A 22,522-nucleotide genomic window follows, 5' to 3' on the forward strand; every position below is an offset into this window, starting at 1 on the left:
ATTACTTTATTTTAACCATATTTTAGACACTTCATCCTTTTATGTGTGTTTTTGTATATTTATAAGTTGTTACAAGGCTATTATGAGTAAAATATATACACTAAATTACACTTTGAATTGATAGGGTTATAGCTTTTACGCCTAATGACGTAAATCCATAAGCGAGTACCCAAGGTAAATATGGATGGTCCTTGCTAAATCGCGTCATAAGTTGTTTGTGTTAAGCCAAAAGCTCTACTCTAGAAAATCACTCATAATAATCGTCAGTTGTGCTGTGTCGACGCTCATCACCTTTTCGTTGTCACACTTCATGCTGCAACATTCAGAGAAAAACGGGCTTAACCGTTACTCCAACTCTATCTTACAAAACATTCAATATAAAAAAGACGATATTGGTCAGATACTTAGCAAACCAATCGTATCAATAGACAACCTCTGCTCTGACGATGACATTACATTCCTGCGAGAATACTTGTGGTCACACAAGTACATTAAAGATGTCGGACGCATTGTAAACGACGATGTCGCTTGTACCGCAGGATGGGGCAAGCTAACCACACCAGTCCAACTTCCCACTCCCACTAAAAGCTGGCCGAGTGGCTCCAAACACTGGCGCAACGTCAATGATATGTTTCGTGACAATGTACGAGTCAATTTGCTAGCGTACAAAAACACGATCGTCGTATTAGCGCCGACGTCTTATGAGCAAAATTTACTGAAGCCGCCCCACACGGATTTAGCCATTGCAACAGCAGATGGTCAGTATGTATTTCAAGTTGTCGGAGACCTCAGTTCAAATGAGTTAATGGAAAAAGTGAAATCCACCAACTTCCATCAACTCGCGATACATACCTGCTTAAAAGATAACAGCATCTGCGTTTGGGCCTTCAAAAAGAAAAGTGGCCTGTGGGCGCAAAGTGATTTTTTCCTTGGTTTTCTGAGCGTGATTGCCGTCTTAATTTCAGGCGGGCTATTTCAACTGTTGAACACCATCTACAACACTCGAAACTCGATGCAAAGCCGACTGAAACGAGCTCTTTTACATAAGTCTCTGTTTGTTGTTTTTCAGCCCAAAGTTAACTTACAGGATGAGCGAATCACAGGAATCGAAGCACTGGTACGGTGGCAAGATGAACATTTTGGTACTGTGCCACCGGACGAGTTTGTAACCGTTGCAGAGCAATATCAGTTGATGCCGCTCTTATCTCGCCTCGTTATCGAGAAGTCGCTGCAAGAAGCAGGTGAACTGTTGAAAAATGATTCAAGTTTGCACCTCAGCATTAACTTATCAATGGCCGATTTATCAGATGAAAGTCTTCTGGAGTTCATCGATCTTCAGCGTTCTCAACAAGGCATTGCAAAGCACCGACTAATATTCGAAATAACCGAAAGATCCGCGGTAGGATTCGATCAAATAGAGCAATCCGTAGACCGATTTGTATCTCACGGCTATCGAATCTCCTTAGACGATTTTGGCACTGGCTACGCGAACCTGTCTTGGTTAAGTAAAATAAAAGCCGCGGAGATCAAGGTAGACAAAATATTTACTCAATCAATTGGCAAGAACACCACTAACCAAAACATGCTGAGCGCTATTTTTAAACTGGTTGAAAACCTTGAACTTCAAACAGTTTTTGAAGGGATTGAGAGCAAAGAGCAAGCTGACTACATTGTGTCCCAAAACAAGAACGCCATTGGTCAGGGCTGGCTGTTCGCAAAACCGATGAAAATAGAAGAATTACAGCAATTTATAAAGACTAAAACCAGCTATTCTGAAAGCCAACAGAAGCAGGATGACTTTGCTTTAACGTAGCTTCATTAGACTACGAATGTGCTGAAACGCCGCTCTGCCTAAAGCATCGAGGTGATACCCCCCTTCCAGTACAGAGACAATTTTACCGTCGCAATGTTTGTCTGCCGCGACCACCAGCTGGTCGGTTATCCAAGCATAGTCGTCCGCCCCTAATCGCAACTGCCCCAATGAGTCTTCTTTGTGTGCGTCAAAACCCGCTGAAATCATAATCAACTCGGGACGAAAAGCATCCAATGCAGAAAGCAGCTGATTGCTCATAGCCATACGAAAGGTTTCGCCATTTGTTCCCGCTTCCAGGGGAATGTGGATAATATTATCGTGCGATTCCCCCGGATCACTGTAAGGGTAAAATGGGTGCTGGTAACTAGAAGCGAACAGCACGTTACGATTCCCTTGAAAGATGTCTTCAGTACCATTGCCGTGATGAACATCAAAGTCCACGATCGCGATGCGCTCTAGCCCATGATGTGTGATCGCATATTGCGCCCCGACGGCGACATTATTAAAAAAGCAAAAGCCCATACTTTTAGCGTACTCCGCATGATGACCTGGCGGGCGTACGGCACAGAACGCATTCTCGACTTTTTTATCCATCACTAGATCCACTGCTTGCACAACGGCGCCCGCGGCATAAAGCGCTGCGTTAAGTGAGTGCGGGGTCATGACTGTTTCTGCGTCGAGCTCTATCATGCCTTCCAGTGGCGCACTGCTGATAATGTGGTCGACGTAATTGCGACTGTGCGTGTCGTAAAGGTGTTCTAACTCAACCGCTTGCGCATCAATGAGGGTTAAGTAATCAAGCAGTTGGCCTGAAATAAGCCTGTCTTGAATCGCCCCTAGCCGAAAGGGGGACTCGGGGTGCTCTGGGTCTATTTTGTGTTTTTCACATTTATAATGTGACAGATAAGCCGTGGTCATTACGCGCGTCTCAACCTATTTTGTTGTATTTTTATCGTTATTCTTGCGGTTTATCAAAGCATATTTAGGTGATGCTGTCCTATTCTACTAAAGTCTATTCATTATTATTGTCCGCTTTCTGTATTTTCGTTGCACAATAAACAAACCAAGTTAGCTAACCTGACGGCAAAGAACTCTATGACTCAACATGCGCTACACACACTTTTCTCACCACACTCTGTTATTGCTCTGACGGGAAAGAACCCCAATGATCCGCTAATGCTCGCCTTGCTGTCACACCTTTGTGCGCCGTCAACTGACAAACGAAAATCCTTTAACAAGATTACCCTTGTCGGCTGTCTCCCCAATGGGGATAACCTAACAAGTTATCCCCATTCAGAATCGCTGAGTGCTTTAAGCTCACAAGGCTCTAACACTTCGGACACACTTGCCATCCTGTGCAGCCAACTAGATAAATCGTTAGAAAACACCATAAAGGAATGCAGTGAGGCGGGTATTAACGCACTACTTATGCTCACTTGGGTCCCTGATTCTCCTGCTCATATTCAACGCTTGTTACGACGTTATAACATGCGCCTTCTGGGCCCCAATAGCTTCGGGGTTTGCACGCCTTCGAGAGGCTTTAACGCGTGGCTTGGGCTGACCAGCCCCATCTCTGGAAGGCTCGCACTTCTATCACAATCAGGCACGATAGCCAGCGCTGTGGTGGACTGGGCAACGTGGCAAGGAATTGGCTTTTCACATGTGGTGGCAACGGGGACACCTATTGACGTTATGCCGCATCAAGTCATGGACTACCTTTCCAACGATTTTCAAACGCAATCCATCCTTATGTACATTCAAAATGTCGGGAACCCGACTCGGTTTCTCAGTAGTTTGCGTTCCACCAGCCGCTCAAAGCCCGTCGCTGTTGTAACAGAGCATTCACTCGGTGCAGACGATCGAGTGTTGGATGCCGCACTGAGTCGAACCGGTGCCGTTCGAGGACACCGCCTAAATGACTTAGTCGCCGCTGCGTCGGTTATGACCAACGCCCGCCGCGTTCAAGAAGGCTCTTTGATCATCATAGGTAATGGTGCGGGTCCAGGAGAGCTGGCCGCCCAAAAAGCACAAGAACTGAATGTCGATTTGCTGACGCCCTCTCTTGAGCTACAAACTCGCCTTGAAAGCGTAATGGACAACCGAGGCAGTATTGGCTCTGTCACAACTGTTTGGGCAAGCTGCCCAACGGATCTGTTTATTGACCTTGCAGAGACGGCGTTGTCCGATCATCACTGCGGTGCCGTGTTACTCATGCTCAGTCCAACCGCTTTAATTGACTTACAGTCATTGCAAGAGCAGGTCGTTCAGTTACACAAAAAACAGCGCAAGCTCGTTATGGTCTGTCTTATGGGAGGCGGGCACATCGTTGATCTAAGAACCCGTATTAATGAAGCAAGCATTCCAACCTTTAGAACACCAGAAACCGCAATTGAAGGTTATCAATTTCTTGAGCTCTTTCAACGTAACCAGAAGCTCGCGAAGCAATCTCCAGACAGCCACGCCTTTCGCTTCCAAGTGGATGTCAATCAAGCGCGTCAGCATATTCAAGAAAGGCTTACTCAGGGCATGACCGATTTAAGCCATCGTGACCTAGAGCACTTATTCACGTTGTTCCATATCGCGATATCACCCTCACCTCAGCACAGCCTTCTCAGCACTCCGATTAGCTTACGCGTGTTTCAAGACGCCACTTTTGGTCCTGTTATTGCTCTATCGTTTGGCGGTAGCCATCACTCTTCCAAATACGTTGAAGCCGTCGGTTTACCGCCTTTGAACACCATACTGGCGAAAGACCTCATTGCCAGAGCACTTCCCAATACCGAATGCTTTGAACTGGAAGCCTTACTACGTAACCTCTCCAGCATGGTATGTGAATTACCCGAACTTTTAGAGCTGCATTTGATGGAGGTTGCAATTCACGAAGACGGTAGTATCAGTACTAACGCCAGCGCTTCCATCACACCACGGCCCGACTTACGTCGCTATGAGCATCTAGCTATTCAGCCTTACCCTCGACAATGGCTGTCAGAGGCCAAACTCAATTCAACCACGACCACCACGATTCGTCCTGTGTTACCCAGAGACGCATGGATGATGGCCGAATTTGTTAAGAACTTGTCACACGAAAGTCGCTATTTCCGATTTATTGCCAACATATCCGAACTCACACCTAAAATGTTAGCCAACATGACTCACATTGATTACGACCGAGAAATGGCGTTACTCGCAGTAATAGAGCAAAACAACGAAAGTAAGCTGATTGGCGCCGCACGTTACATTGATAACTTTGACGACAAGAGTTGCGAATTTGCCGTTGTCATCGGCGATGATTATCAAGGGCTAGGCCTCGCTTCTTACCTAATGAGAAAACTCTTTATCATTGCTAACGATAAAGGCTTACGCATTATGAAAGGTATCGTACTCTCCGAAAACGTTCACATGATCGAGTTTTGTAAACGCTTAGGCTTTAGCATACAACGTGACCCTGATGATTACAGTCAGGTGATTGCTACTGTAAAACTAACCGATGAGCTGATTGAAAACTCAACAAACAAACTCAAAAAATTGGATTGAGTTCATTACTCAAAAACTGGCCTGAAGAAGCTGCGCTCATAGCTGATAATACATTTTGTCTTTTCAGCGTATTCAAATGCGGCAATGCACTGCGCATCTTGCATTGAGTCTGTACGGTATCGCTCGTACTCCGCGAGGCTTGGGAAGCTAAACAGCGCCAAAGCAATGTTGCTTGCGCCTTCAGAAGGTAGAAAATAGCCGCTATGATGTCCGCCAAATTTATTCACAAGCGGTATCCACAGTTTTGCATAGGTTTCAAACTCGTCCAGTTTATATGGATCAACGACATACTTTACATAACAAGTAACCATCTACAGTTGCTCCCTTTCGCCCACAAGCGTTAGAATTTTTTTCGCCTTTTCGAAGTGGTCCAACTTATGAGTCTGAATCCACCATGTCGCCGCTTCCATTAATAAAGCGGGATCGTCATTCTTATTCGCAAAGAATGCGTAGAATGACACACCTACCGTCTCTCCTTTTTGTGCGATTTTCTTCTCGCATACTTGTATCACTTTTTCCCTTAATGACGCTCGCATAGCCTTCCTTATTTTCTAACTAGAACTTTGTTCTCGTCTTCATGCCGTAAAGATACAATATTAATGCAGGAAGGTTTTTAAATGCTAGCGACGCCATGAAAGAAATTTACCTAAAGCGCCTAGCAACAATCTCGTTGAATGCGTCATTTATACGGCCATCAAGCTCATGCTGGTAATTATCGATGACACACTCTCCAGCAACATAGACATCTTTAATAACATTTGAGCTAAGCCCAAACAGCCAACGATTCAACAAGTCCTTAGACTGACTTGCACTTACAAATGGCTCCGCTGTCGACCACACCATGAAGTCCGCTCTGGCCCCTATCGAAAGGCCAGTCTGCACTCCACACGCTTGATCGCCACCTCGCTTCGACATAGCAAACAAATGATCGCCGATATAAGGCTGAGATTCGCCATACAAGCGATTGCGTTTTTGATGCTGTAAGCGTTGTCCGTACTCCAGCCATCGCAATTCTTCTTGCAAAGACGTACTCACATGGCTGTCAGACCCGACTCCCCATACGCCACCAGCCGCTTCGTATTCGGTTGCAGGAAAAAAGCCGTCCCCAAGGTTTGCCTCTGTCGTCGTACAGATCCCAACAGAAGCGCCACTGTTCGCTATGCCCTCTACTTCTGTTTCATTAAGGTGGGTCGCATGGATCAAACACCACTGAGCATTTACGTCAAATTCAGATAACAACCACTCAACCGGACGACGACCCGAATAGTCTAAACAGTCTTCAACCTCTTTAGTTTGCTCGGCTATGTGAATATGGATAGGCTGGCCGCCATCTAATGTACCAAGCACTTGCTTCATCGCATTAAAGTTGGTCGCTCGCAAAGAATGAAAGCAAATGCCTAAGCGATGCCTATCCGAATCCTTTATTAAATGCTGGTAAGCTCGGTATTGATCAATATAAGCGTCAGTCGATTGAACAAAGCGCACTTGACCGTCATTAGGAGGCAGCTCACCAAAACCTGCATATTGATATAGCGCTGGCAACAAGGTCACTCCCATCTTAGTACGGTCTCCCGCTCTAAGAATGGCTTCGCCTAAGCAAGTGCTTTCTGGGTAAGCGCCGCCTTCAGGGACATTATGAACATAATGAAACTCACCCACTTGCGTAAAGCCGCCTTTTAGCAATTCGATATAGAGCTTACTGGCGATGACTTCCACCTCTTCTGGCAATAAGGTCGAGACGGTTTTATACATAACATCGCGCCAACTCCAAAAACTGTCCTCTGGATTCAGCGCGACTTCAGCCATTCCGGCCATCAGACGTTGGAAGGCATGGGAATGTAAATTAGAGGCGGTCGGCAAAACCGGCCCCTCTAAAACCTTCATAGAATCGTTTTTTTCTACGTCGACCTCAATAGCGGTTATCTTCCCCTGCTCCACCGTAAAGGCAACGTCATTTTTCCATTGATAAACATCATTGGTATTAGATAGTGAAACATACGCTCTTTTTGCAAAAAACTGTGTCATGGGGCTGCCCTGAAGATACCGATACATTGAAACTAAATTAGGAAAAACGAAACTAAATAAAAACAAAATTTGTATATACAAGTTAAACTTTTTAAATACAAGTGTAAAGGGTATAATTTGCACTTCCCCTGAAACGGCTTACAAGGATACAGCGTGTCTAAAACCATCAACCCGTTACTACATGATCTATTTGCACATATTCCAGATACGCCCCAACCCATCTATGCACGACTAAAACAAGCCATTGCACATAAGATCGCATCAGGTGAGTGGCAGGCAAACCAAAGAGTGCCTTCTGAAGCCGAAATGGTGACCGCTATTGGCGTCAGTCGTATGACCGTCAACCGCGCTCTTAGAGAGTTAACCGCTGAAGGCATCCTAACTCGCCAGCAAGGACTAGGAACCTTTGTCGCTCCTCAAAAAGCACACTCAGCACTGTTTGAAGTACATAACATTTCAGAAGAAGTAGCTTCGAGAGGTGGCGTCTATCGTGCAGAAAAAATTCTTCTTGAACGTCGCAAGGCCACTATGGAAGAAGCCGTAAACCTAGGTATGCGAGCGAACCAAGAGATATTTTGTTCCGTTATCCTACACTTTGAAAACGACCTTCCCATTCAGCTGGAAGAGCGTGTAGTGAATGCTCACTTAGCGCCAGAATACGGAAACCAGGACTATACGAAACAAACACCCTATGTTTACCTTATGAAGGCGGCACCTATGACAGAGGGAGAACATCTTGTTGAAGCCGTGCTACCGACTCAAGAAGAGTGCGAGTTGCTAAACGTCGATGCCACCGAACCCTGCTTACAAATTAAGCGTCGAACGTGGTCATCAGATCAAATCGTTACCACCGCGCGCTTACTGCACCCTGGCAGCCGCTTCCAGCTATTCGGACATTTCTCAAACTAAGAGAAACAAGTCTGATCCAAAGAGAAAGCGGTTAAGCTAGACAGAAAAAGTCTGGATCAATAACGAACCAAACAAACATAAGAACTCAAAAAATGCTTGCACGTTTTGAAAAATCCCATTATGTTTAAATTAAGTTGTATATACATGTTTATATATTTAAGTTTGGAGGTAGTCCCATCATGACTCAAAATCGTTATCGTAAAGGCGAGGTTCGAGCACCTCGTGGCACAGAACTCAACACAAAAAGCTGGTTAACTGAAGCGCCACTGCGCATGCTGATGAACAACCTTGATCCAGATGTTGCGGAGAACCCAGAAGAATTAGTGGTTTATGGTGGGATCGGTCGCGCAGCGCGTGATTGGGAATGCTATGACAAAATCGTCGAAACACTAAAAGAGTTAGAAACAGATGAAACTCTTTTGGTCCAATCAGGTAAACCTGTCGGCGTATTCAAAACTCATGAGAACGCACCTCGAGTGCTCATCGCCAACTCAAACCTTGTACCACATTGGGCTAACTGGGAGCACTTTAATGAGTTAGATGCAAAAGGCTTAGCGATGTACGGCCAAATGACCGCCGGTTCTTGGATCTACATCGGCAGTCAAGGCATTGTTCAAGGTACCTATGAAACGTTTGTTGAAGCAGGTCGCCAACACTACGATGGCAGCTTAACGGGACGTTGGATTTTAACGGCAGGCCTTGGTGGTATGGGCGGCGCGCAGCCGTTAGCAGCAACATTAGCAGGCGCATGTTCCCTAAACATCGAATGTCAGCAAAGCCGTATCGATTTTCGTCTACGCACTGGCTATGTAGACGAGCAAGCAACCAGTATTGATGATGCACTCGAGCGTATTAAGCGTTATACAAGCGAAGGAAAAGCCATTTCTATTGCGTTATGTGGCAACGCGGCTGACATTCTTCCTGAATTGGTTAAACGTGGCGTTCGTCCCGATATGGTCACTGACCAAACCTCTGCTCACGACCCACTAAATGGCTACCTTCCACATGGAATGAGCTGGGAAGAATACAGAGAAAACGCTCAAAACAACCCTGCTCTAACAGTGACAGCAGCGAAAAAAACCATGGCAACCCACGTAGAAGCCATGTTGGCATTCCAGAAAATGGGCGTCCCAACCTTCGATTACGGCAATAATATTCGCCAAATGGCCATGGAAGAAGGGGTCGAAAATGCCTTTGACTTCCCTGGTTTCGTACCAGCTTATATTCGTCCGCTGTTCTGCCGTGGCATTGGTCCTTTCCGCTGGGCTGCGCTCTCTGGTAACCCAGAAGACATTTACAAAACAGATGCCAAAGTAAAAGAGTTGATTCCTGATGATGCTCATCTACATAACTGGTTAGACATGGCTCGTGAGCGTATTCAATTCCAAGGGCTGCCTGCTCGTATTTGTTGGGTTGGCCTTGGACTGCGTGCGAAACTTGGTCTAGCGTTTAATGAGATGGTACGCAGCGGCGAACTGTCTGCTCCAGTTGTGATTGGACGCGACCATTTGGATTCAGGTTCGGTGTCTAGTCCAAACCGCGAAACAGAAGGCATGAAAGACGGCTCTGATGCGGTCTCAGACTGGCCTCTTCTCAATGCTTTGTTAAACACAGCATCAGGCGCGACATGGGTATCGCTTCACCACGGCGGCGGCGTCGGTATGGGGTTCTCACAACACTCTGGTGTCGTTATTGTATGTGACGGCACCGATGAAGCAGCAGAGCGCATTGCGCGCGTTCTTAATAACGATCCAGCGACCGGCGTTATGCGTCACGCTGACGCAGGCTATGACATCGCGATCGATTGCGCGAAAGAGAAAGGCCTACACTTACCCATGTTGACTAAATAATAGAACGGCTAGAGAGACACTATGTTTGAATTCACTTTAAAACCCGGCCAATTGACTCTTTCCGATCTGCGTCAAATTAGTCGTAACGATGTAAAAATTACGTTGGATGAAAGCGCCTTTTCAGGCATCGAAGCCAGTACAAAAGTCGTAGACGATATCATCCGCGAAGACCGCACCGTTTACGGTATCAATACAGGATTTGGCTTGTTGGCGAACACTCGAATCGCTGAAGAAGACCTTGAAGAACTGCAACGCAGCATTGTCCTTTCTCACGCCGCTGGCACTGGAAAGTTAATGGACGATGCGACCGTAAAAATGGTCATGGCTCTGAAAGTAAACAGCCTTGCCCGTGGCTTTTCAGGTATTCGTCTGTACGTTATTCAAGCACTTATTACCTTGATCAACAAAGAAGTCTACCCTTGCATCCCTCAAAAAGGGTCAGTAGGTGCATCCGGTGACCTTGCGCCTCTTGCTCACATGAGTGCGGTATTACTTGGCGAGGGACAAGCCCGCTATAAAGGCGAAATTATTTCGGGCCAAGCGGCACTTGCAGTTGCAGGCTTAGAGCCAATAACGCTTGCGCCAAAAGAAGGACTTGCATTACTAAATGGTACGCAAGCTTCAACTGCGTTCGCTCTAGAAGGCTTATTTGAAGCAGAAGATCTATTTGCTACGGCCATTACCTGTGGTGCGCTGTCTGTCGAAGCTGCGTTAGGTAGCCGACGACCATTTGATGATCGTATTCATCAGGTTCGTGGTCATCAAACACAAATTGACGTTGCCGCCGCGTATCGACATCTTTTAGGGGAAAGCAGCGACATCGGAAACTCCCATGTTGGTTGTGAAAAAGTACAAGATCCGTACTCGCTTCGTTGTCAGCCACAAGTCATGGGGGCATGTCTTGAGCAAATTCGCAATGCTGCAAAAGTACTGCGTGTTGAAGCAAACTCTGTATCCGACAACCCATTGGTCTTTGCAGATGATGGAGACATTATCTCTGGTGGTAACTTCCACGCCGAGCCAGTCGCGATGGTCGCTGACAATCTGGCCATTGCCATTGCTGAAATTGGCAGTCTATCGGAACGTCGTATGGCTTTGCTTATCGACAGCAACTTAAGCAAACTTCCGCCATTTTTGGTGGACAACGGCGGTGTGAACTCTGGTTTCATGATTGCTCAAGTTACATCAGCGGCTTTGGCGAGTGAAAACAAAACCTTCGCGCACCCTGCGTCTGTCGATAGCTTACCAACGTCTGCAAATCAGGAAGACCATGTCTCTATGGCGACCTTCGCAGCGCGTCGCTTGAAAGACATGTCGGAAAATACACGCGGCATATTGGCAGTAGAACTCTTGGCTTCAGCGCAAGGTTTAGACTTCCGCGCGCCACTGAAAACCTCTGAGACGCTTGAGCAAGCAAAAGCAACATTGCGAACTCGTGTTCCTTTTTACGACAAAGACCGTTACTTCGCGGCCGATATCGAAAAAGCAACTAACTTGATCCAAGAAGCCGCTCATAACGACACAATGCCGACAGGATTACTGCCTAGTCTTTAATGGCTGCTCGGTATTTAATAAGCGCTATCCCAGCCAATATTCCATTAGGTAAGAATGTTGGCTGGGCCTGACATCAATACAAAGAAGTGAAATAAAACATGCCAACGAACTCTCTCCAACCGCGCCATTGCGACAGCCTTTGGTATGGGATGAACATCGCTACTATGGAAAACGGTCAATACTCTGTTATCGAAGACGCAGCGATGGCGGTATTGGATGGCAAGATTGATTGGGTTGGCAAGCGCTCTGATTTACCAAACTATCAAGCCGATCAAGAAATGGATCTAGAAGGCGGATGGATTACGCCCGGTCTTGTGGATTGCCATACCCACATCGTTTTTGGTGGTAACAGAGCGAACGAGTTTGAAATGCGCCTAAACGGCGCGAACTATGAAGACATAGCCAAAGCAGGCGGCGGTATCGTTTCTTCTGTCAGAGACACACGAAACGCAACCTTGTCAGAACTAACAGAATCAGCGCAACGTCGCCTTGAAAGTTTAATGGCGGATGGCGTCACCAGCGTAGAGATCAAATCTGGTTATGGTCTCAATACAGCGAGTGAAGTCGCGATGCTTCAAGCAGCAAGATCCCTTGAAGGCTCAAATGCTGTGGACATAAAAACCACCTGTCTCGCAGCACATGCACTTCCTCCTGAATTTAAAGACAATGCAGACGGATACATCGACTATCTATGCGACGAGGTATTACCAGAAATTGCAGAACTCGGTTTGGCCGACGCAGTAGATGCATTTTGCGAGGGCATTGGCTTTTCCCCCGCTCAAGTGACTCGCTATTTTGAGTGTGCAGCGTCATTGGGATTACCTGTTAAATTACACGCGGAGCAACTCTCGTCACTCGGAGGCTCAAGCCTCGCAGCAAAATACAAAGCACTCTCTGCAGACCATCTTGAATACGCGACAGAAGAAGACATCGTGGCAATGAGCGCCTCTGGAACGGTCGCGGTGATCCTACCTGGCGCATTCTATGTGTTGAAAGAAACTCAAAAGCCGCCGATTAATTGGTTCCGTAAACACAATGTACCGATGGCCATCGCAACTGACGCAAACCCCGGTACCTCGCCTGCATTGTCTCTGCGCCTTATGATGAACATGGCATGCACGTTATTCGCCATGACGCCTGAAGAAGCTCTGGCAGGCGTGACGATCCATGCGGCAAAAGCTCTCGATATAGACCACCAAGTCGGATCTATTGAAATTGGAAAACAGGCGAACTTCGTTCATTGGCAAATAGATTCACCTGCAGAGTTAAGTTATTGGTTGGGTGGAAACCTTGTTAAGCATCGAGTTTATAACGGCATTATCAGCTAACATTGATGCATCCTGTCCATTTTGGAACGACACACTATGACACCAAACAACGATCAGACAATGACATCACATAACGATCAAACAATACAAAAAGATCAGCAGTTGCCGCTAAGTGTGCCTGCGTTTGAATTCCGCCAAAGCGACACGCCAATCTTAGTCAGTATGCCTCACTCTGGACTAGCGCTAACATCTGAAGTCGAAGCAGGTTTAACAGAACAAGCACGTAAACTGCCCGACACCGATTGGTATATCCCCGAACTGTACGACTTTTTGGAAACATTAGGAGTCGGTTGCATCAAAGCGAATTATTCACGCTATGTCATCGATTTAAACCGCCCATACGATGACAAACCGCTCTATCAAACCAAAACGACTGGGCTATTCCCTGATATCCTCTTTGAAGACGCGCCCGTTTTTGAACCAAATAAAGCGCTAAATGAGACACAAAAAGCCGCCTACAAAGAACAGATCTGGAAACCATACCACAATACAATTGAGCAAGAACTGAAGCGTCTAAAAGAGAAATTCGGTTACGCTATCCTATTCGATGCTCACAGTATCGCGGCAGAAGTCCCCATGCTATTTGATGGCTTGTTACCAGACTTTAATTGGGGAACAAATGAAGGGCAATCCTGTACTGATTTGATTGCAAATGTCGTCACCCAAATACTGCGACCTAATTACACTCAAGTGCTCAATGGACGCTTTAAAGGGGGTTACATCACCCGACAATTTGGCCAGCCTGAAAAAGGCATCCATGCAATCCAATTAGAGCTTTCTCAAGCAACCTACTTAGATGAAGAAGCGAAAAAAGCTGGCCGCTACCAACTCGATGACAACAAGCTGCCATTTATCAAACAGCAGCTCAAAGAATTGATTGAGGGTTGCTTAGCAGTGAGCCTTAACGAATAAATAAAAGGACTTCATGGGCCAAGGCCCATGAAGTCCTTTGTAGATATCAGCAATATCGGAAAATACAGAAAAGATCAGAGCTAACCAATTTAGTTAGTGTTTTCTGTCGTCTTTTTTATCCTCACAAGCCCTGCTCTAATCAATATAAAATACAATAACTCTGCACCAATGAGCGTTGGCAAAAGAATGCCTACCCAAAAATTATCAGCGCCTCTTTGAGTGACGAAGACTGCTAAAACCGCCACAAGAATAATAACAGCGGCGATACCACCTGTTATTGAATCAACTTTTATTGGTTCTTTGCATTGAGAGCATCGAAGTGAAAAAGGAGTTAACGCACTAAAGACCGTTTTAATTGATACAGGTGTTTGACAACTTCCACATTTGCTCATGATCAGTCTTCCATTTTAGGTTCAAAATAATACTTTGCGTCGCTCATAAAAATAACACCCACTGCCAGCAAGGGAAACAGGAGCGTTTCGGTCACGCCGTTCCACGAGACACCCGTGCCACCATCACTCGCTTCAAGAGCAATATCAGACAGTCTGAATAACACAGGAACAAAGATCGCAGCGAAAAATACAAATGCCGCTTTCTTCCTGCGTTTAAAAACCATGATCATACTCATCAATTGAATCAATGCGGTTACAGAGTAAATAGCCAGCCCAATAACGCCCACTAGCTTTTCTTCACCAAGCATCATAACAATCATCGCCGTTAGTATTGGCCAAATGCCATATGCACAGAAACAGGTAATAAAAATCGCGAAAATATAAAATTTAATCATAAAGTACTATTCGATAACGTGAACCTTAGACCTAAACAATAAGTGACACTCGCTGAAGTCAGTGGGCTTGTTCACACTTTCCTTAGGCGATGGAAACAAATGGCGCCTTATGAACCCAAGTATCGCTATTTACCTGATCAACCATGAACTTAGCCAAATCAGGCAATGTAATCGAGCCGCCTGGCATCTTTTGATCGTCCGCCAGAACATGACCAACAAGCGGTTTTTTTAAAATTAAATTGGCTCTGACACTGATCCAATCAATTTCTTTTTCTTTTAGCAAAATATCCATTTCAGCAATCTTAGCGTCTTTCATGTGCTTCAGGAAGATACCGACAATAGTACTTAACGCTTTACGCTTAAATCCAACATACTCGTTAGGTAAAATAGTACCGGAGCCGTTGATGCTAACCAATTTTTTGATTCCTGCCTTCTTCATCTCAGAAACCAAAATATGAGTAATGGTTTCAAACGCTTTGTACTGGTCAGAACCTTTTACACCGCCTGCAGCACTTACGACTGCAACACAACCTTCCAATGTTTCAGCTACTTTCTCCGCGTTTTCGAGCGTGCCTTGAACCACTTCAAGGTTGCCTGCACTGGTTTTCAATTTTTCAGGTGTTCTTACTAGTGCTTTGACATCATACCCTGCGGCTAATGCTTGCTCTAACACAGCTTGCCCTACAAATCCGGTCGCTCCCAAAATTGCTATTTTCATTTTTACCCTCGCTGAATACGCTTAATTTGCACGCGTGTTAACCAATAAAAATGATTAACCTTTAGCCAAATCATACCCACCGGCTTACATGCATGTAAGTACTGTCGGAAAAATTAATGCGATTTGATGGACAGAGCTTGTCGCTTTGAGTCTGAGACTTACAAGGATTGCGAATCAAGATAGTGTGTCAGTTGAGTGTGTTTCATCTACTATGTATAGACGCTTTCTCATTTTTGACGTTAAGGGCTAAGACGTGCAGACAACCTCAAAACACAATTATTCAAAACACAGCGTTCTGTTTTGGTGCCTAGGTGATAAAAGCGATCATCACGAATATTTTAATCACGCTATTCTTCTCACTATCGCGCTACTCAATTTGATATCTGGCGTATTCAATTATTTTTATCAACATGCAGAAATGTACGTGGTGCTGTCAAAGTTCATTATTTCGACGCTAATGGTATTCGCGTGGTACATCTCTAGATGGCACGAAAAATATAGGTCAGGTTCATTGGCTTTGGTGATTTTAACCATGTCCGCCGTAATACCAATCAATTGGTTTGGCAATGGTGGTTCATCAGGACCAACCTACTTCATGATTTTAGCTATTTTATTTTACTTCTCCTTCGCGTTCAGAGAAACCAAGTGGCTGAGAGCAATAGTCCATGCGGTGGTCATTTTATATGCGATCACGCTAATCTGGATTGAACATACTCAACCTCATTTGGTTTATCACTATCCGACGGAGGTAGCTAGATCTGTCGATTTGACCATTGGTTTTATCTTTGCATCGTTCTACTTCGTCTGGATGCTCAGCGTATACGCAGAACGCTTTAAAGCAGAACGCAACAAAGCTCACTCGTTCTCTGCTCGCCTTAAAGATATGGCAGAACGAGACCCTCTTACTGGCCTTCAAAATCGCCTGGTTCTCGAAAAAGAAATTCGATCTCATATACAGTCAGAAGAACCTTTTAGTCTCGCGTTGATCGACATTGATCGTTTTAAAGCAATCAATGACAACTTCGGCCATAACTATGGCGATCATGTACTCTGTGCGTTTTCGGAATTATTAAAAGATACTGCAAAGAGTTACGCTGGATTAGGAATAAGACAAGGTGGGGAAGAATTTATCTTGTTCATCAGTGGGACTATTGATCCAACCTTTAACGCAACGGTGGAATTGCTCAACAGGCTCGCAAGTGCAAACTTGGAACATGGTCCAATAAGCTTCAGCGCAGGTGTTGTTGAGTGGGATGATCGCGAAGATCAAATCACTCTATTAAAACGGGCCGATGACCTAATGTACGCAGCGAAAGAACAAGGTAGAAACAGAGTATTAAAAGAGTGAAGAAAGTGTCTAACGTTCCTTCCTCACTCTTTTAGTTCGCTCTTGCAAACCTGCCTGCATATTAGAACGTGTGCTCTTTTGCCATTTAGGATATAGGTCATTAATGAGTGTGTTTGGAGACGTAACTAGCCAACTGTATTTAATACTACGTTCGTAACTTATATCATCAAATTGACGTAAGCGGTCGCCTTGCCTATTCGAAAATAAAGGCTGAAGTGTCTCTGTATCAATAAAACGGGGCCAAGACATGACACCCTCTTTGTCTATTACAACACGGTCGACACCAAACTCTAAGGTAGGATCGCTTACTTTGACCATTGCTTTATTCTTGATACTTTGACTTTCAAGGAACGCAACGGCATCGTTGATGGCGTTAACGACTTCTGGTGACGGTTTTTCGATAGACGTAAGGAATTTCACGACTTTGACGCTCTCACCACCGCTGATCGCAGCGAGTTCAAACGAGCGGCCTTTTTCGCAGTTGAGGGTTTCATAATGATACTGTGCACACCAACCCGTTTTTTTACCATTCACAACCACCTGACGATCCAAGATTAATGCAATACCTTTCTCGACGGCGACTTTAGCTTGGTCGGCTAATTGTTTAGAAACAAATTCATAACCCTCTTTTTGGGCAACAACGTCTCTCAATACAGTAAGCGTATTTGATATTACGTCGTCATTAAACGTGATATGTCTGTGATAACCTCGTGTTTGCGGGAAGAATTGAGGCCATCCGCCGTGATCCAATTGGCCTTTTATAAGATACTCGATTCCTCTTAATGCGCTGTCTTTGTAACACTCATCATGTGTTTGAGCATAAACTTTAATAAGCGTCGTAATTTGGACGTAAGTCGCATCGTTGTCTATAGTCGACTTTTGTCGATACGTCGGAAACTTATCTCGATCATAAACCTGTGCAAGACTTGCAGAACTGCCTATTTTGAACCACCCTCCGTCTGGATTTTGATTCTCTATCATTGCATTGGCAACGTGTTTGGCTTCTTTGCTGGCAAACCAATCATCGCCTTTTTCGTATATCGTTTTTAATGAAATTGAACCTTTTTCGTACTCGAACATAGAGTTCTTTGGTCGCAACATGGTTGCAACGGCTCTTTCCCGTTTTCCGTTTCCCGTTTTCCGTTTTCCGTTTTCCGTTTTCCGTTTTCCGTCCCAATGGTATTTGGCCCCTAATTGCTCAAACACAAATTTAAACGGTAAATACAAAGCACCGTTTATTTTCTGAGGTACAACAGGCATATCGATGCTCTTTCCATTAACCAACGCCACCTTGGAATCTATCGACATTTCAATCGTTTGCTCATTCAGTTCAACTTTAACTTGATTGCCATTGGTAATATAAGCGCCATTTAACTCATCTAAGATGTCTTCTAAAGGCGCCATTACTGTATTATTAACGCCGTAGACTGGCTTGAGGTAGTACGCATCTAACAGTTCATGATAGCTTCCATCTACACGCATCATGGGCTCGCTCATCATAATAGCAACATTATGTAAGTCAGCATTTTCCGAAGATACTGTTTCAGATGCCGTTGCATTTGTTCCAACGCACACACCCACAACAAATAGCGTACTTTTTACCCAATTGTGATAATTTTCCATCCGTCGCTCCGCTTTTTTATTTAACTTCCTAAATACAAACTCCTTTAACGAAACTAAATGCTATTGTTTTAAAACAATGTTTCAAATATTTGATTAAAAATCATTTTACGGAACAGCAAAAAAATTCAAAGACAAAGGTGATATAGTAAAAAGAAGGGCTAAAAACGTCAGAAAAAATCAATTGTAGATCAGTGAGTTATATTTTTTATCACCAAGATGGAGACTTTTAATGATGGCTGGAACGATAGAAGTATATGATAACCCTTCTATAGAACATCTTCCTGATAGGGTAAAACTAAATCGAAACTATGATGTGCAGCGTCTGAAAAACGACGTCACGACGATCACCTCTAGCCTCAGACAACAAAGCTACATATATTATATGCCAGTGATGCTCGCAAAAGATGTTCGAGATCCGGTAAATCACAACTGGCTAGCAGAACACATGCTTGAAGGTTGTCCTTATTTGCAATCCATTCTCTCTGAGTTTAAAGCACCTATCGTAAGTGTACGTCTAATGAGACTAGAACCCGGCGCAGAACTAAAAGAACACACTGACCCAACTTTAGATGCAGTGCATAAAGAAGTAGTACGCCTTACTCTTCCGATATTTTCATTTGAAGAAGCACTGTTCTTACTTAACGGCACTAGAGTTGACATGCAACCAGGAGAGCTTTGGTACTTAAAGCTCAGTGAAAAGCATTCAGTCCATAACAATAGTACAGTTGAACGGATTAATATGTCGATTGATCTCGAATGGAATAGTTGGGTCGAAGAGTTACTTATCTCAGGCTTCGACACACTTACCTAGGACGGTCTGTTGCGTCACGGCTTCCTGTTGTTGAGCAGATATTAAAGGGGAGCATACACCAGAGATGATAGTCTTCTGCTCTCCTCCCGGTACTGTCCCAAAAAGTGTGTCTATTCTCTCATTTCATTGCTTCACTCTTTATTTAAACAGGTGGCTTTTCTGGAAACGACTAACCGGGTGACGATAAGTCGAACTATTCATATCTATGGCCACTTTGCTTAAAAGCGTTAATACCGACTCGACACTAGGCATCGAATTTCGGATTTTCAACGTCCGTTTGAAGGCTTTATTTAAACGCTCTATCCAGTTCGTTGTATAAATCATATTACGGATATCATATTCAAAACTAAGATACGTTGCATAATAAGATAACCAATCAGCATCCTCTAGCCGCTTTAGATGCGGATAGTAACGCCGCCACTTTATTGAAATGGCTTTGGCTCTTTTTAAGAGAGCATCTTTTGTATCATCTCGATTCTCTAGCTGAAAAATGTCACTGAGATCCGAGACCATTTCTGGACGATGCTGCTTCTTCGTTTTGTTAAGGATAGAACGCTTGAGGTGTAGAATACACTTTTGAATGGGCGCTTTGAAATGCGTCTCAAGCGTGCTGTCTAATCCGGTCAGGTTATCGATAACAAACAAATCTGATTGTTTAAGACCTCTGTTTTTTAAATCAACGCAGATCTCATTCCACACGCTGGCTGATTCTGTCGGTGCATTGTAGATACCAATTACCTCACGTGTCATATCTGGCAACACCGCGAGGGCAATGTAATACGCTTCGCTGGAAACTCGTTCACGCCTCGTTTTTACAAAGGTTGCATCAAGATAAATGATAGGATAATACTCAGCTAATGGACGCTCTCTAAACGCTTGCATGGCTTCTGATAAGCTGGAAGTGATGCGGGATATTTGGCTTTTTGACAGATGTTGTCCGTATATTGTTTCGGTAATGGACTCAATATCACGGGTGGTCAATCCTTTTGCATAAAGCTCAAAGCAAAGCTCATTGAGTGAGTCTGCTTGATCTTTCATGACCTTAAGTAAGGTTGGTTTAAAGCCTCCCAAGCGATCTCTGGGAATTTGCAAAGATAGTGAGTCGCCCACACCATAGCCACTCACAGAACGGTAACCGTTGGCTTTATTGCCTTTTAGTGCCGCCTCTAAATAGGCGTTACGCTCTGCCTTCATTAGACTGTTCATTGCTATCTCTAGCAACCGGTTCACACCGTCGGGTTGTGATGTGAGTTGATCAACAACGGCTTGTATCTGAGTTTGGTTTAGCTTTAAATGATTCATAGTCTCTCTTTTGTTAAATGGTTTGTTTTTTGGTCGAAACAATGTCATTTAATGAGAGAGAGGCGACTTTTACAACACCTCGTTAGACACACTTATTGGGACGGTATGCTCCTCCCCCTTACTTAAGGGGGAGGTTGGGAGGGGGTCTAGAAGACGTTCGCAGGTAGCTCTTGAGGCGATTAGCAGTGCGCTTCCCAGAATCTTTCAGTATTTGATTTTTTCGGCTAGGTAAACTGGAGGTGTGTAAAGGATGTGGTCGGTTTTGTATGAGCCAGTCCGTATGACCCCTCCCCTTGGTAAGGGGAGGGTATAAGACCTTTCCAGACGTTCATTAGGTTTGGTTCAGTCCAGAAACAGAAAAAGCCCTGACCATTTCTGATCAGGGCTTTCTGTATTAGAAGCTTGACGACGACCTACTCTCACATGGGATCCCCCACACTACCATCGGCGATGGCGCTTTTCACTTCTGAGTTCGGGATGGGATCAGGTGGTTCAACGCCTCTGTGATCGTCAAGCAAACTGGGATGTGTTCGTTCTGGGTGATCGATTGTTTCTCTGATCTCTTCCCAAAACACACAAGTTCGTTACTTGGCTTATCTTACTGATTCTGCTGGCTTTTTCAATCTAATTCATAGATTTAATCGCTCAACGCAATCAGTTGCTTTAACAATGCTTTTTGAAATAACTCTAATCAAACTTCAAACCCACTCTCTTATCAAGAGCGTCGTAAATTCATATGCACTTCGCAGTCTTTCTCAAAACCACTTTGGTGTTATATGGTCAAGCCTCACGAGCAATTAGTATTGGTTAGCTCAAGGCCTCACAACCCTTACACACCCAACCTATCAACGTCCTAGTCTCGAACGGCTCTTTAGGGAACTTAAAGTTCCAGTGAGATCTCATCTTGAGGGAGGCTTCCCGCTTAGATGCTTTCAGCGGTTATCCCGTCCGAACATAGCTACCCGGCAATGCCACTGGCGTGACAACCGGAACACCAGAGGTTCGTCCACTCCGGTCCTCTCGTACTAGGAGCAGCTCCTCTCAAATCTCAAACGTCCACGGCAGATAGGGACCGAACTGTCTCACGACGTTCTAAACCCAGCTCGCGTACCACTTTAAATGGCGAACAGCCATACCCTTGGGACCGGCTTCAGCCCCAGGATGTGATGAGCCGACATCGAGGTGCCAAACACCGCCGTCGATGTGAACTCTTGGGCGGTATCAGCCTGTTATCCCCGGAGTACCTTTTATCCGTTGAGCGATGGCCCTTCCATACAGAACCACCGGATCACTAAGACCTACTTTCGTACCTGCTCGACGTGTCTGTCTCGCAGTTAAGCGCGCTTTTGCCTTTACACTCTATGCATGATTTCCGACCATGCTGAGCGCACCTTCGTGCTCCTCCGTTACTCTTTGGGAGGAGACCGCCCCAGTCAAACTACCCACCACACAGTGTCCTCGATCCCGATAAGGGACCTGAGTTAGAACCTCAAACATACCAGGGTGGTATTTCAAGATTGGCTCCGCTTGAACTGGCGTCCAAGTTTCAAAGCCTCCCACCTATCCTACACAAGTAGGTTCAAAGTTCACTGTGAAGCTATAGTAAAGGTTCACGGGGTCTTTCCGTCTAGCCGCGGATACACAGCATCTTCACTGCGATTTCAATTTCACTGAGTCTCGGGTGGAGACAGTGTGGCCATCGTTACGCCATTCGTGCAGGTCGGAACTTACCCGACAAGGAATTTCGCTACCTTAGGACCGTTATAGTTACGGCCGCCGTTTACTTGGGCTTCGATCAAGAGCTTCGCTTACGCTAACCCCATCAATTAACCTTCAAGCACCGGGCAGGCGTCACACCCTATACGTCCACTTTCGTGTTTGCAGAGTGCTGTGTTTTTAATAAACAGTCGCAGCCACCTGGTATCTTCGACCGATCAAAGCTTAGAGAGCAAGTCTCATCACCCTAACCGGCGCACCTTCTCCCGAAGTTACGGTGCCATTTTGCCTA

18 protein-coding genes and 2 rRNA genes (1 of these 20 only partly in view) are annotated in these 22,522 nt (G+C 45.0%); 9 read left to right on the plus strand and 11 right to left on the minus strand.

Features of this window, described 5'->3' with window-relative positions; translation table 11 throughout:
• Positions 1 to 184 precede the first annotated feature (184 nt).
• The gene (locus MARME_RS17955; RefSeq protein ID WP_013662690.1) at positions 185 to 1,813 is read left to right on the plus strand and encodes an EAL domain-containing protein; all 1,629 of its coding nucleotides are present in this window, start codon (positions 185 to 187) and stop codon (positions 1,811 to 1,813) included.
• Here the strand turns inward: MARME_RS17955 and MARME_RS17960 are convergent.
• Entirely contained in the window at positions 1,805 to 2,731 is a 927-nt protein-coding gene (locus MARME_RS17960) for a histone deacetylase family protein (RefSeq protein WP_013662691.1), read from the minus strand. The two genes, MARME_RS17955 and MARME_RS17960, sit on opposite strands and share 9 nt — an antisense overlap.
• A gap of 177 nt (positions 2,732 to 2,908) precedes the next feature.
• Here MARME_RS17960 and MARME_RS17965 point away from each other — a divergent pair, with 177 nt between their 5' ends.
• On the plus strand, positions 2,909 to 5,347 hold the full coding sequence (locus MARME_RS17965; RefSeq protein ID WP_013662692.1) for a bifunctional acetate--CoA ligase family protein/GNAT family N-acetyltransferase: 2,439 nt from the start codon (positions 2,909 to 2,911) through the stop codon (positions 5,345 to 5,347).
• Between the two features lie 5 nt (positions 5,348 to 5,352).
• On the opposite strand, the gene MARME_RS17970 is transcribed toward MARME_RS17965, so the two are convergent.
• The 3 genes from MARME_RS17970 to hutF form a co-directional block, all read right to left on the minus strand.
• Entirely contained in the window at positions 5,353 to 5,658 is a 306-nt protein-coding gene (locus MARME_RS17970) for an NIPSNAP family protein (RefSeq protein WP_013662693.1), read from the minus strand.
• Entirely contained in the window at positions 5,659 to 5,883 is a 225-nt protein-coding gene (locus MARME_RS17975; RefSeq protein WP_013662694.1) for a DUF6500 family protein, read from the minus strand.
• Positions 5,884 to 5,989: 106 nt separating this feature from the next.
• On the minus strand, positions 5,990 to 7,372 hold the full coding sequence (gene hutF, locus MARME_RS17980) for a formimidoylglutamate deiminase (RefSeq protein ID WP_013662695.1): 1,383 nt from the start codon (positions 7,370 to 7,372) through the stop codon (positions 5,990 to 5,992).
• A gap of 153 nt (positions 7,373 to 7,525) precedes the next feature.
• Here hutF and hutC point away from each other — a divergent pair, with 153 nt between their 5' ends.
• From hutC to hutG, 5 genes are all read left to right on the plus strand, one after another.
• Positions 7,526 to 8,281: a histidine utilization repressor gene (gene hutC, locus MARME_RS17985; protein WP_013662696.1), complete on the plus strand. Its 756-nt coding sequence runs from the start codon at positions 7,526 to 7,528 to the stop codon at positions 8,279 to 8,281.
• Positions 8,282 to 8,460: 179 nt separating this feature from the next.
• Positions 8,461 to 10,131, plus strand: coding sequence for a urocanate hydratase (gene hutU / locus MARME_RS17990; protein WP_013662697.1), 1,671 nt, complete (start codon positions 8,461 to 8,463; stop codon positions 10,129 to 10,131).
• Between the two features lie 21 nt (positions 10,132 to 10,152).
• Complete coding sequence (hutH, locus tag MARME_RS17995; RefSeq protein ID WP_013662698.1) at positions 10,153 to 11,685, plus strand: histidine ammonia-lyase; 1,533 nt, start codon at positions 10,153 to 10,155, stop codon at positions 11,683 to 11,685.
• A gap of 98 nt (positions 11,686 to 11,783) precedes the next feature.
• Positions 11,784 to 13,013: an imidazolonepropionase gene (gene hutI, locus MARME_RS18000; RefSeq protein ID WP_013662699.1), complete on the plus strand. Its 1,230-nt coding sequence runs from the start codon at positions 11,784 to 11,786 to the stop codon at positions 13,011 to 13,013.
• Positions 13,014 to 13,049: 36 nt separating this feature from the next.
• On the plus strand, positions 13,050 to 13,925 hold the full coding sequence (hutG, locus tag MARME_RS18005) for an N-formylglutamate deformylase (protein ID WP_013662700.1): 876 nt from the start codon (positions 13,050 to 13,052) through the stop codon (positions 13,923 to 13,925).
• Between the two features lie 89 nt (positions 13,926 to 14,014).
• On the opposite strand, the gene MARME_RS18010 is transcribed toward hutG, so the two are convergent.
• The 3 genes from MARME_RS18010 to MARME_RS18020 all read right to left on the minus strand — a co-directional run bounded on the left by MARME_RS18010 (position 14,015) and on the right by MARME_RS18020 (position 15,430).
• A complete protein-coding gene (locus MARME_RS18010) occupies positions 14,015 to 14,317 on the minus strand; it encodes a hypothetical protein (protein WP_013662701.1) in 303 nt (100 codons plus the stop codon).
• Between the two features lie 2 nt (positions 14,318 to 14,319).
• On the minus strand, positions 14,320 to 14,712 hold the full coding sequence (locus MARME_RS18015) for a hypothetical protein (protein WP_013662702.1): 393 nt from the start codon (positions 14,710 to 14,712) through the stop codon (positions 14,320 to 14,322).
• Positions 14,713 to 14,794: 82 nt separating this feature from the next.
• A complete protein-coding gene (locus MARME_RS18020; protein ID WP_013662703.1) occupies positions 14,795 to 15,430 on the minus strand; it encodes an NAD(P)-dependent oxidoreductase in 636 nt (211 codons plus the stop codon).
• Positions 15,431 to 15,683: 253 nt separating this feature from the next.
• Between MARME_RS18020 and MARME_RS21605 the strand changes: the two genes are divergently transcribed.
• Positions 15,684 to 16,778 carry a GGDEF domain-containing protein gene (locus MARME_RS21605; RefSeq protein WP_013662704.1) on the plus strand — a complete coding sequence of 365 codons (1,095 nt, stop codon included), beginning with the start codon at positions 15,684 to 15,686 and terminating at the stop codon, positions 16,776 to 16,778.
• Between the two features lie 9 nt (positions 16,779 to 16,787).
• Here MARME_RS21605 and pelA read toward each other — a convergent pair whose 3' ends face one another.
• Positions 16,788 to 18,401 (minus strand): pectate lyase, encoded by a 1,614-nt coding sequence (pelA, locus tag MARME_RS18030; protein WP_013662705.1) that lies wholly within the window; start codon positions 18,399 to 18,401, stop codon positions 16,788 to 16,790.
• 229 nt (positions 18,402 to 18,630) lie between these two features.
• On the opposite strand from pelA, the gene MARME_RS18035 reads away from it, so the two are divergent.
• Positions 18,631 to 19,212 (plus strand): aspartyl/asparaginyl beta-hydroxylase domain-containing protein, encoded by a 582-nt coding sequence (locus MARME_RS18035; protein ID WP_013662706.1) that lies wholly within the window; start codon positions 18,631 to 18,633, stop codon positions 19,210 to 19,212.
• A gap of 138 nt (positions 19,213 to 19,350) precedes the next feature.
• Here MARME_RS18035 and MARME_RS18040 read toward each other — a convergent pair whose 3' ends face one another.
• The 3 genes from MARME_RS18040 to MARME_RS18050 all read right to left on the minus strand — a co-directional run.
• Complete coding sequence (locus tag MARME_RS18040; RefSeq protein ID WP_013662707.1) at positions 19,351 to 20,514, minus strand: IS256 family transposase; 1,164 nt, start codon at positions 20,512 to 20,514, stop codon at positions 19,351 to 19,353.
• Positions 20,515 to 20,914: 400 nt separating this feature from the next.
• Positions 20,915 to 21,029: ribosomal RNA gene (gene rrf / locus MARME_RS18045) — 5S ribosomal RNA — on the minus strand.
• A 261-nt stretch (positions 21,030 to 21,290) separates the two neighbouring features.
• A 23S ribosomal RNA gene (locus MARME_RS18050) occupies positions 21,291 to 22,522 on the minus strand; it runs 1,656 nt beyond the window's last position.

It is taken from the genome of Marinomonas mediterranea MMB-1, assembly GCF_000192865.1.
GTDB lineage: Bacteria > Pseudomonadota > Gammaproteobacteria > Pseudomonadales > Marinomonadaceae > Marinomonas > Marinomonas mediterranea.

Coding starts and splice junctions, on each gene's coding strand:
- hutF (WP_013662695.1), bottom strand. CDS start 7,372: ATGACACAGTTTTTTGCAAAAAGAGCGTATGTTTCACTATCTAATACC.
- MARME_RS18010 (WP_013662701.1), bottom strand. CDS start 14,317: ATGAGCAAATGTGGAAGTTGTCAAACACCTGTATCAATTAAAACGGTC.
- MARME_RS17955 (WP_013662690.1), top strand. CDS start 185: ATGGTCCTTGCTAAATCGCGTCATAAGTTGTTTGTGTTAAGCCAAAAG.
- MARME_RS18040 (WP_013662707.1), bottom strand. CDS start 20,514: ATGAATCATTTAAAGCTAAACCAAACTCAGATACAAGCCGTTGTTGAT.
- hutU (WP_013662697.1), top strand. CDS start 8,461: ATGACTCAAAATCGTTATCGTAAAGGCGAGGTTCGAGCACCTCGTGGC.
- MARME_RS17970 (WP_013662693.1), bottom strand. CDS start 5,658: ATGGTTACTTGTTATGTAAAGTATGTCGTTGATCCATATAAACTGGAC.
- pelA (WP_013662705.1), bottom strand. CDS start 18,401: ATGGAAAATTATCACAATTGGGTAAAAAGTACGCTATTTGTTGTGGGT.
- hutG (WP_013662700.1), top strand. CDS start 13,050: ATGACACCAAACAACGATCAGACAATGACATCACATAACGATCAAACA.
- MARME_RS17975 (WP_013662694.1), bottom strand. CDS start 5,883: ATGCGAGCGTCATTAAGGGAAAAAGTGATACAAGTATGCGAGAAGAAA.
- MARME_RS18015 (WP_013662702.1), bottom strand. CDS start 14,712: ATGATTAAATTTTATATTTTCGCGATTTTTATTACCTGTTTCTGTGCA.
- hutH (WP_013662698.1), top strand. CDS start 10,153: ATGTTTGAATTCACTTTAAAACCCGGCCAATTGACTCTTTCCGATCTG.
- MARME_RS17965 (WP_013662692.1), top strand. CDS start 2,909: ATGACTCAACATGCGCTACACACACTTTTCTCACCACACTCTGTTATT.
- hutI (WP_013662699.1), top strand. CDS start 11,784: ATGCCAACGAACTCTCTCCAACCGCGCCATTGCGACAGCCTTTGGTAT.
- MARME_RS17960 (WP_013662691.1), bottom strand. CDS start 2,731: ATGACCACGGCTTATCTGTCACATTATAAATGTGAAAAACACAAAATA.
- MARME_RS18020 (WP_013662703.1), bottom strand. CDS start 15,430: ATGAAAATAGCAATTTTGGGAGCGACCGGATTTGTAGGGCAAGCTGTG.
- MARME_RS18035 (WP_013662706.1), top strand. CDS start 18,631: ATGATGGCTGGAACGATAGAAGTATATGATAACCCTTCTATAGAACAT.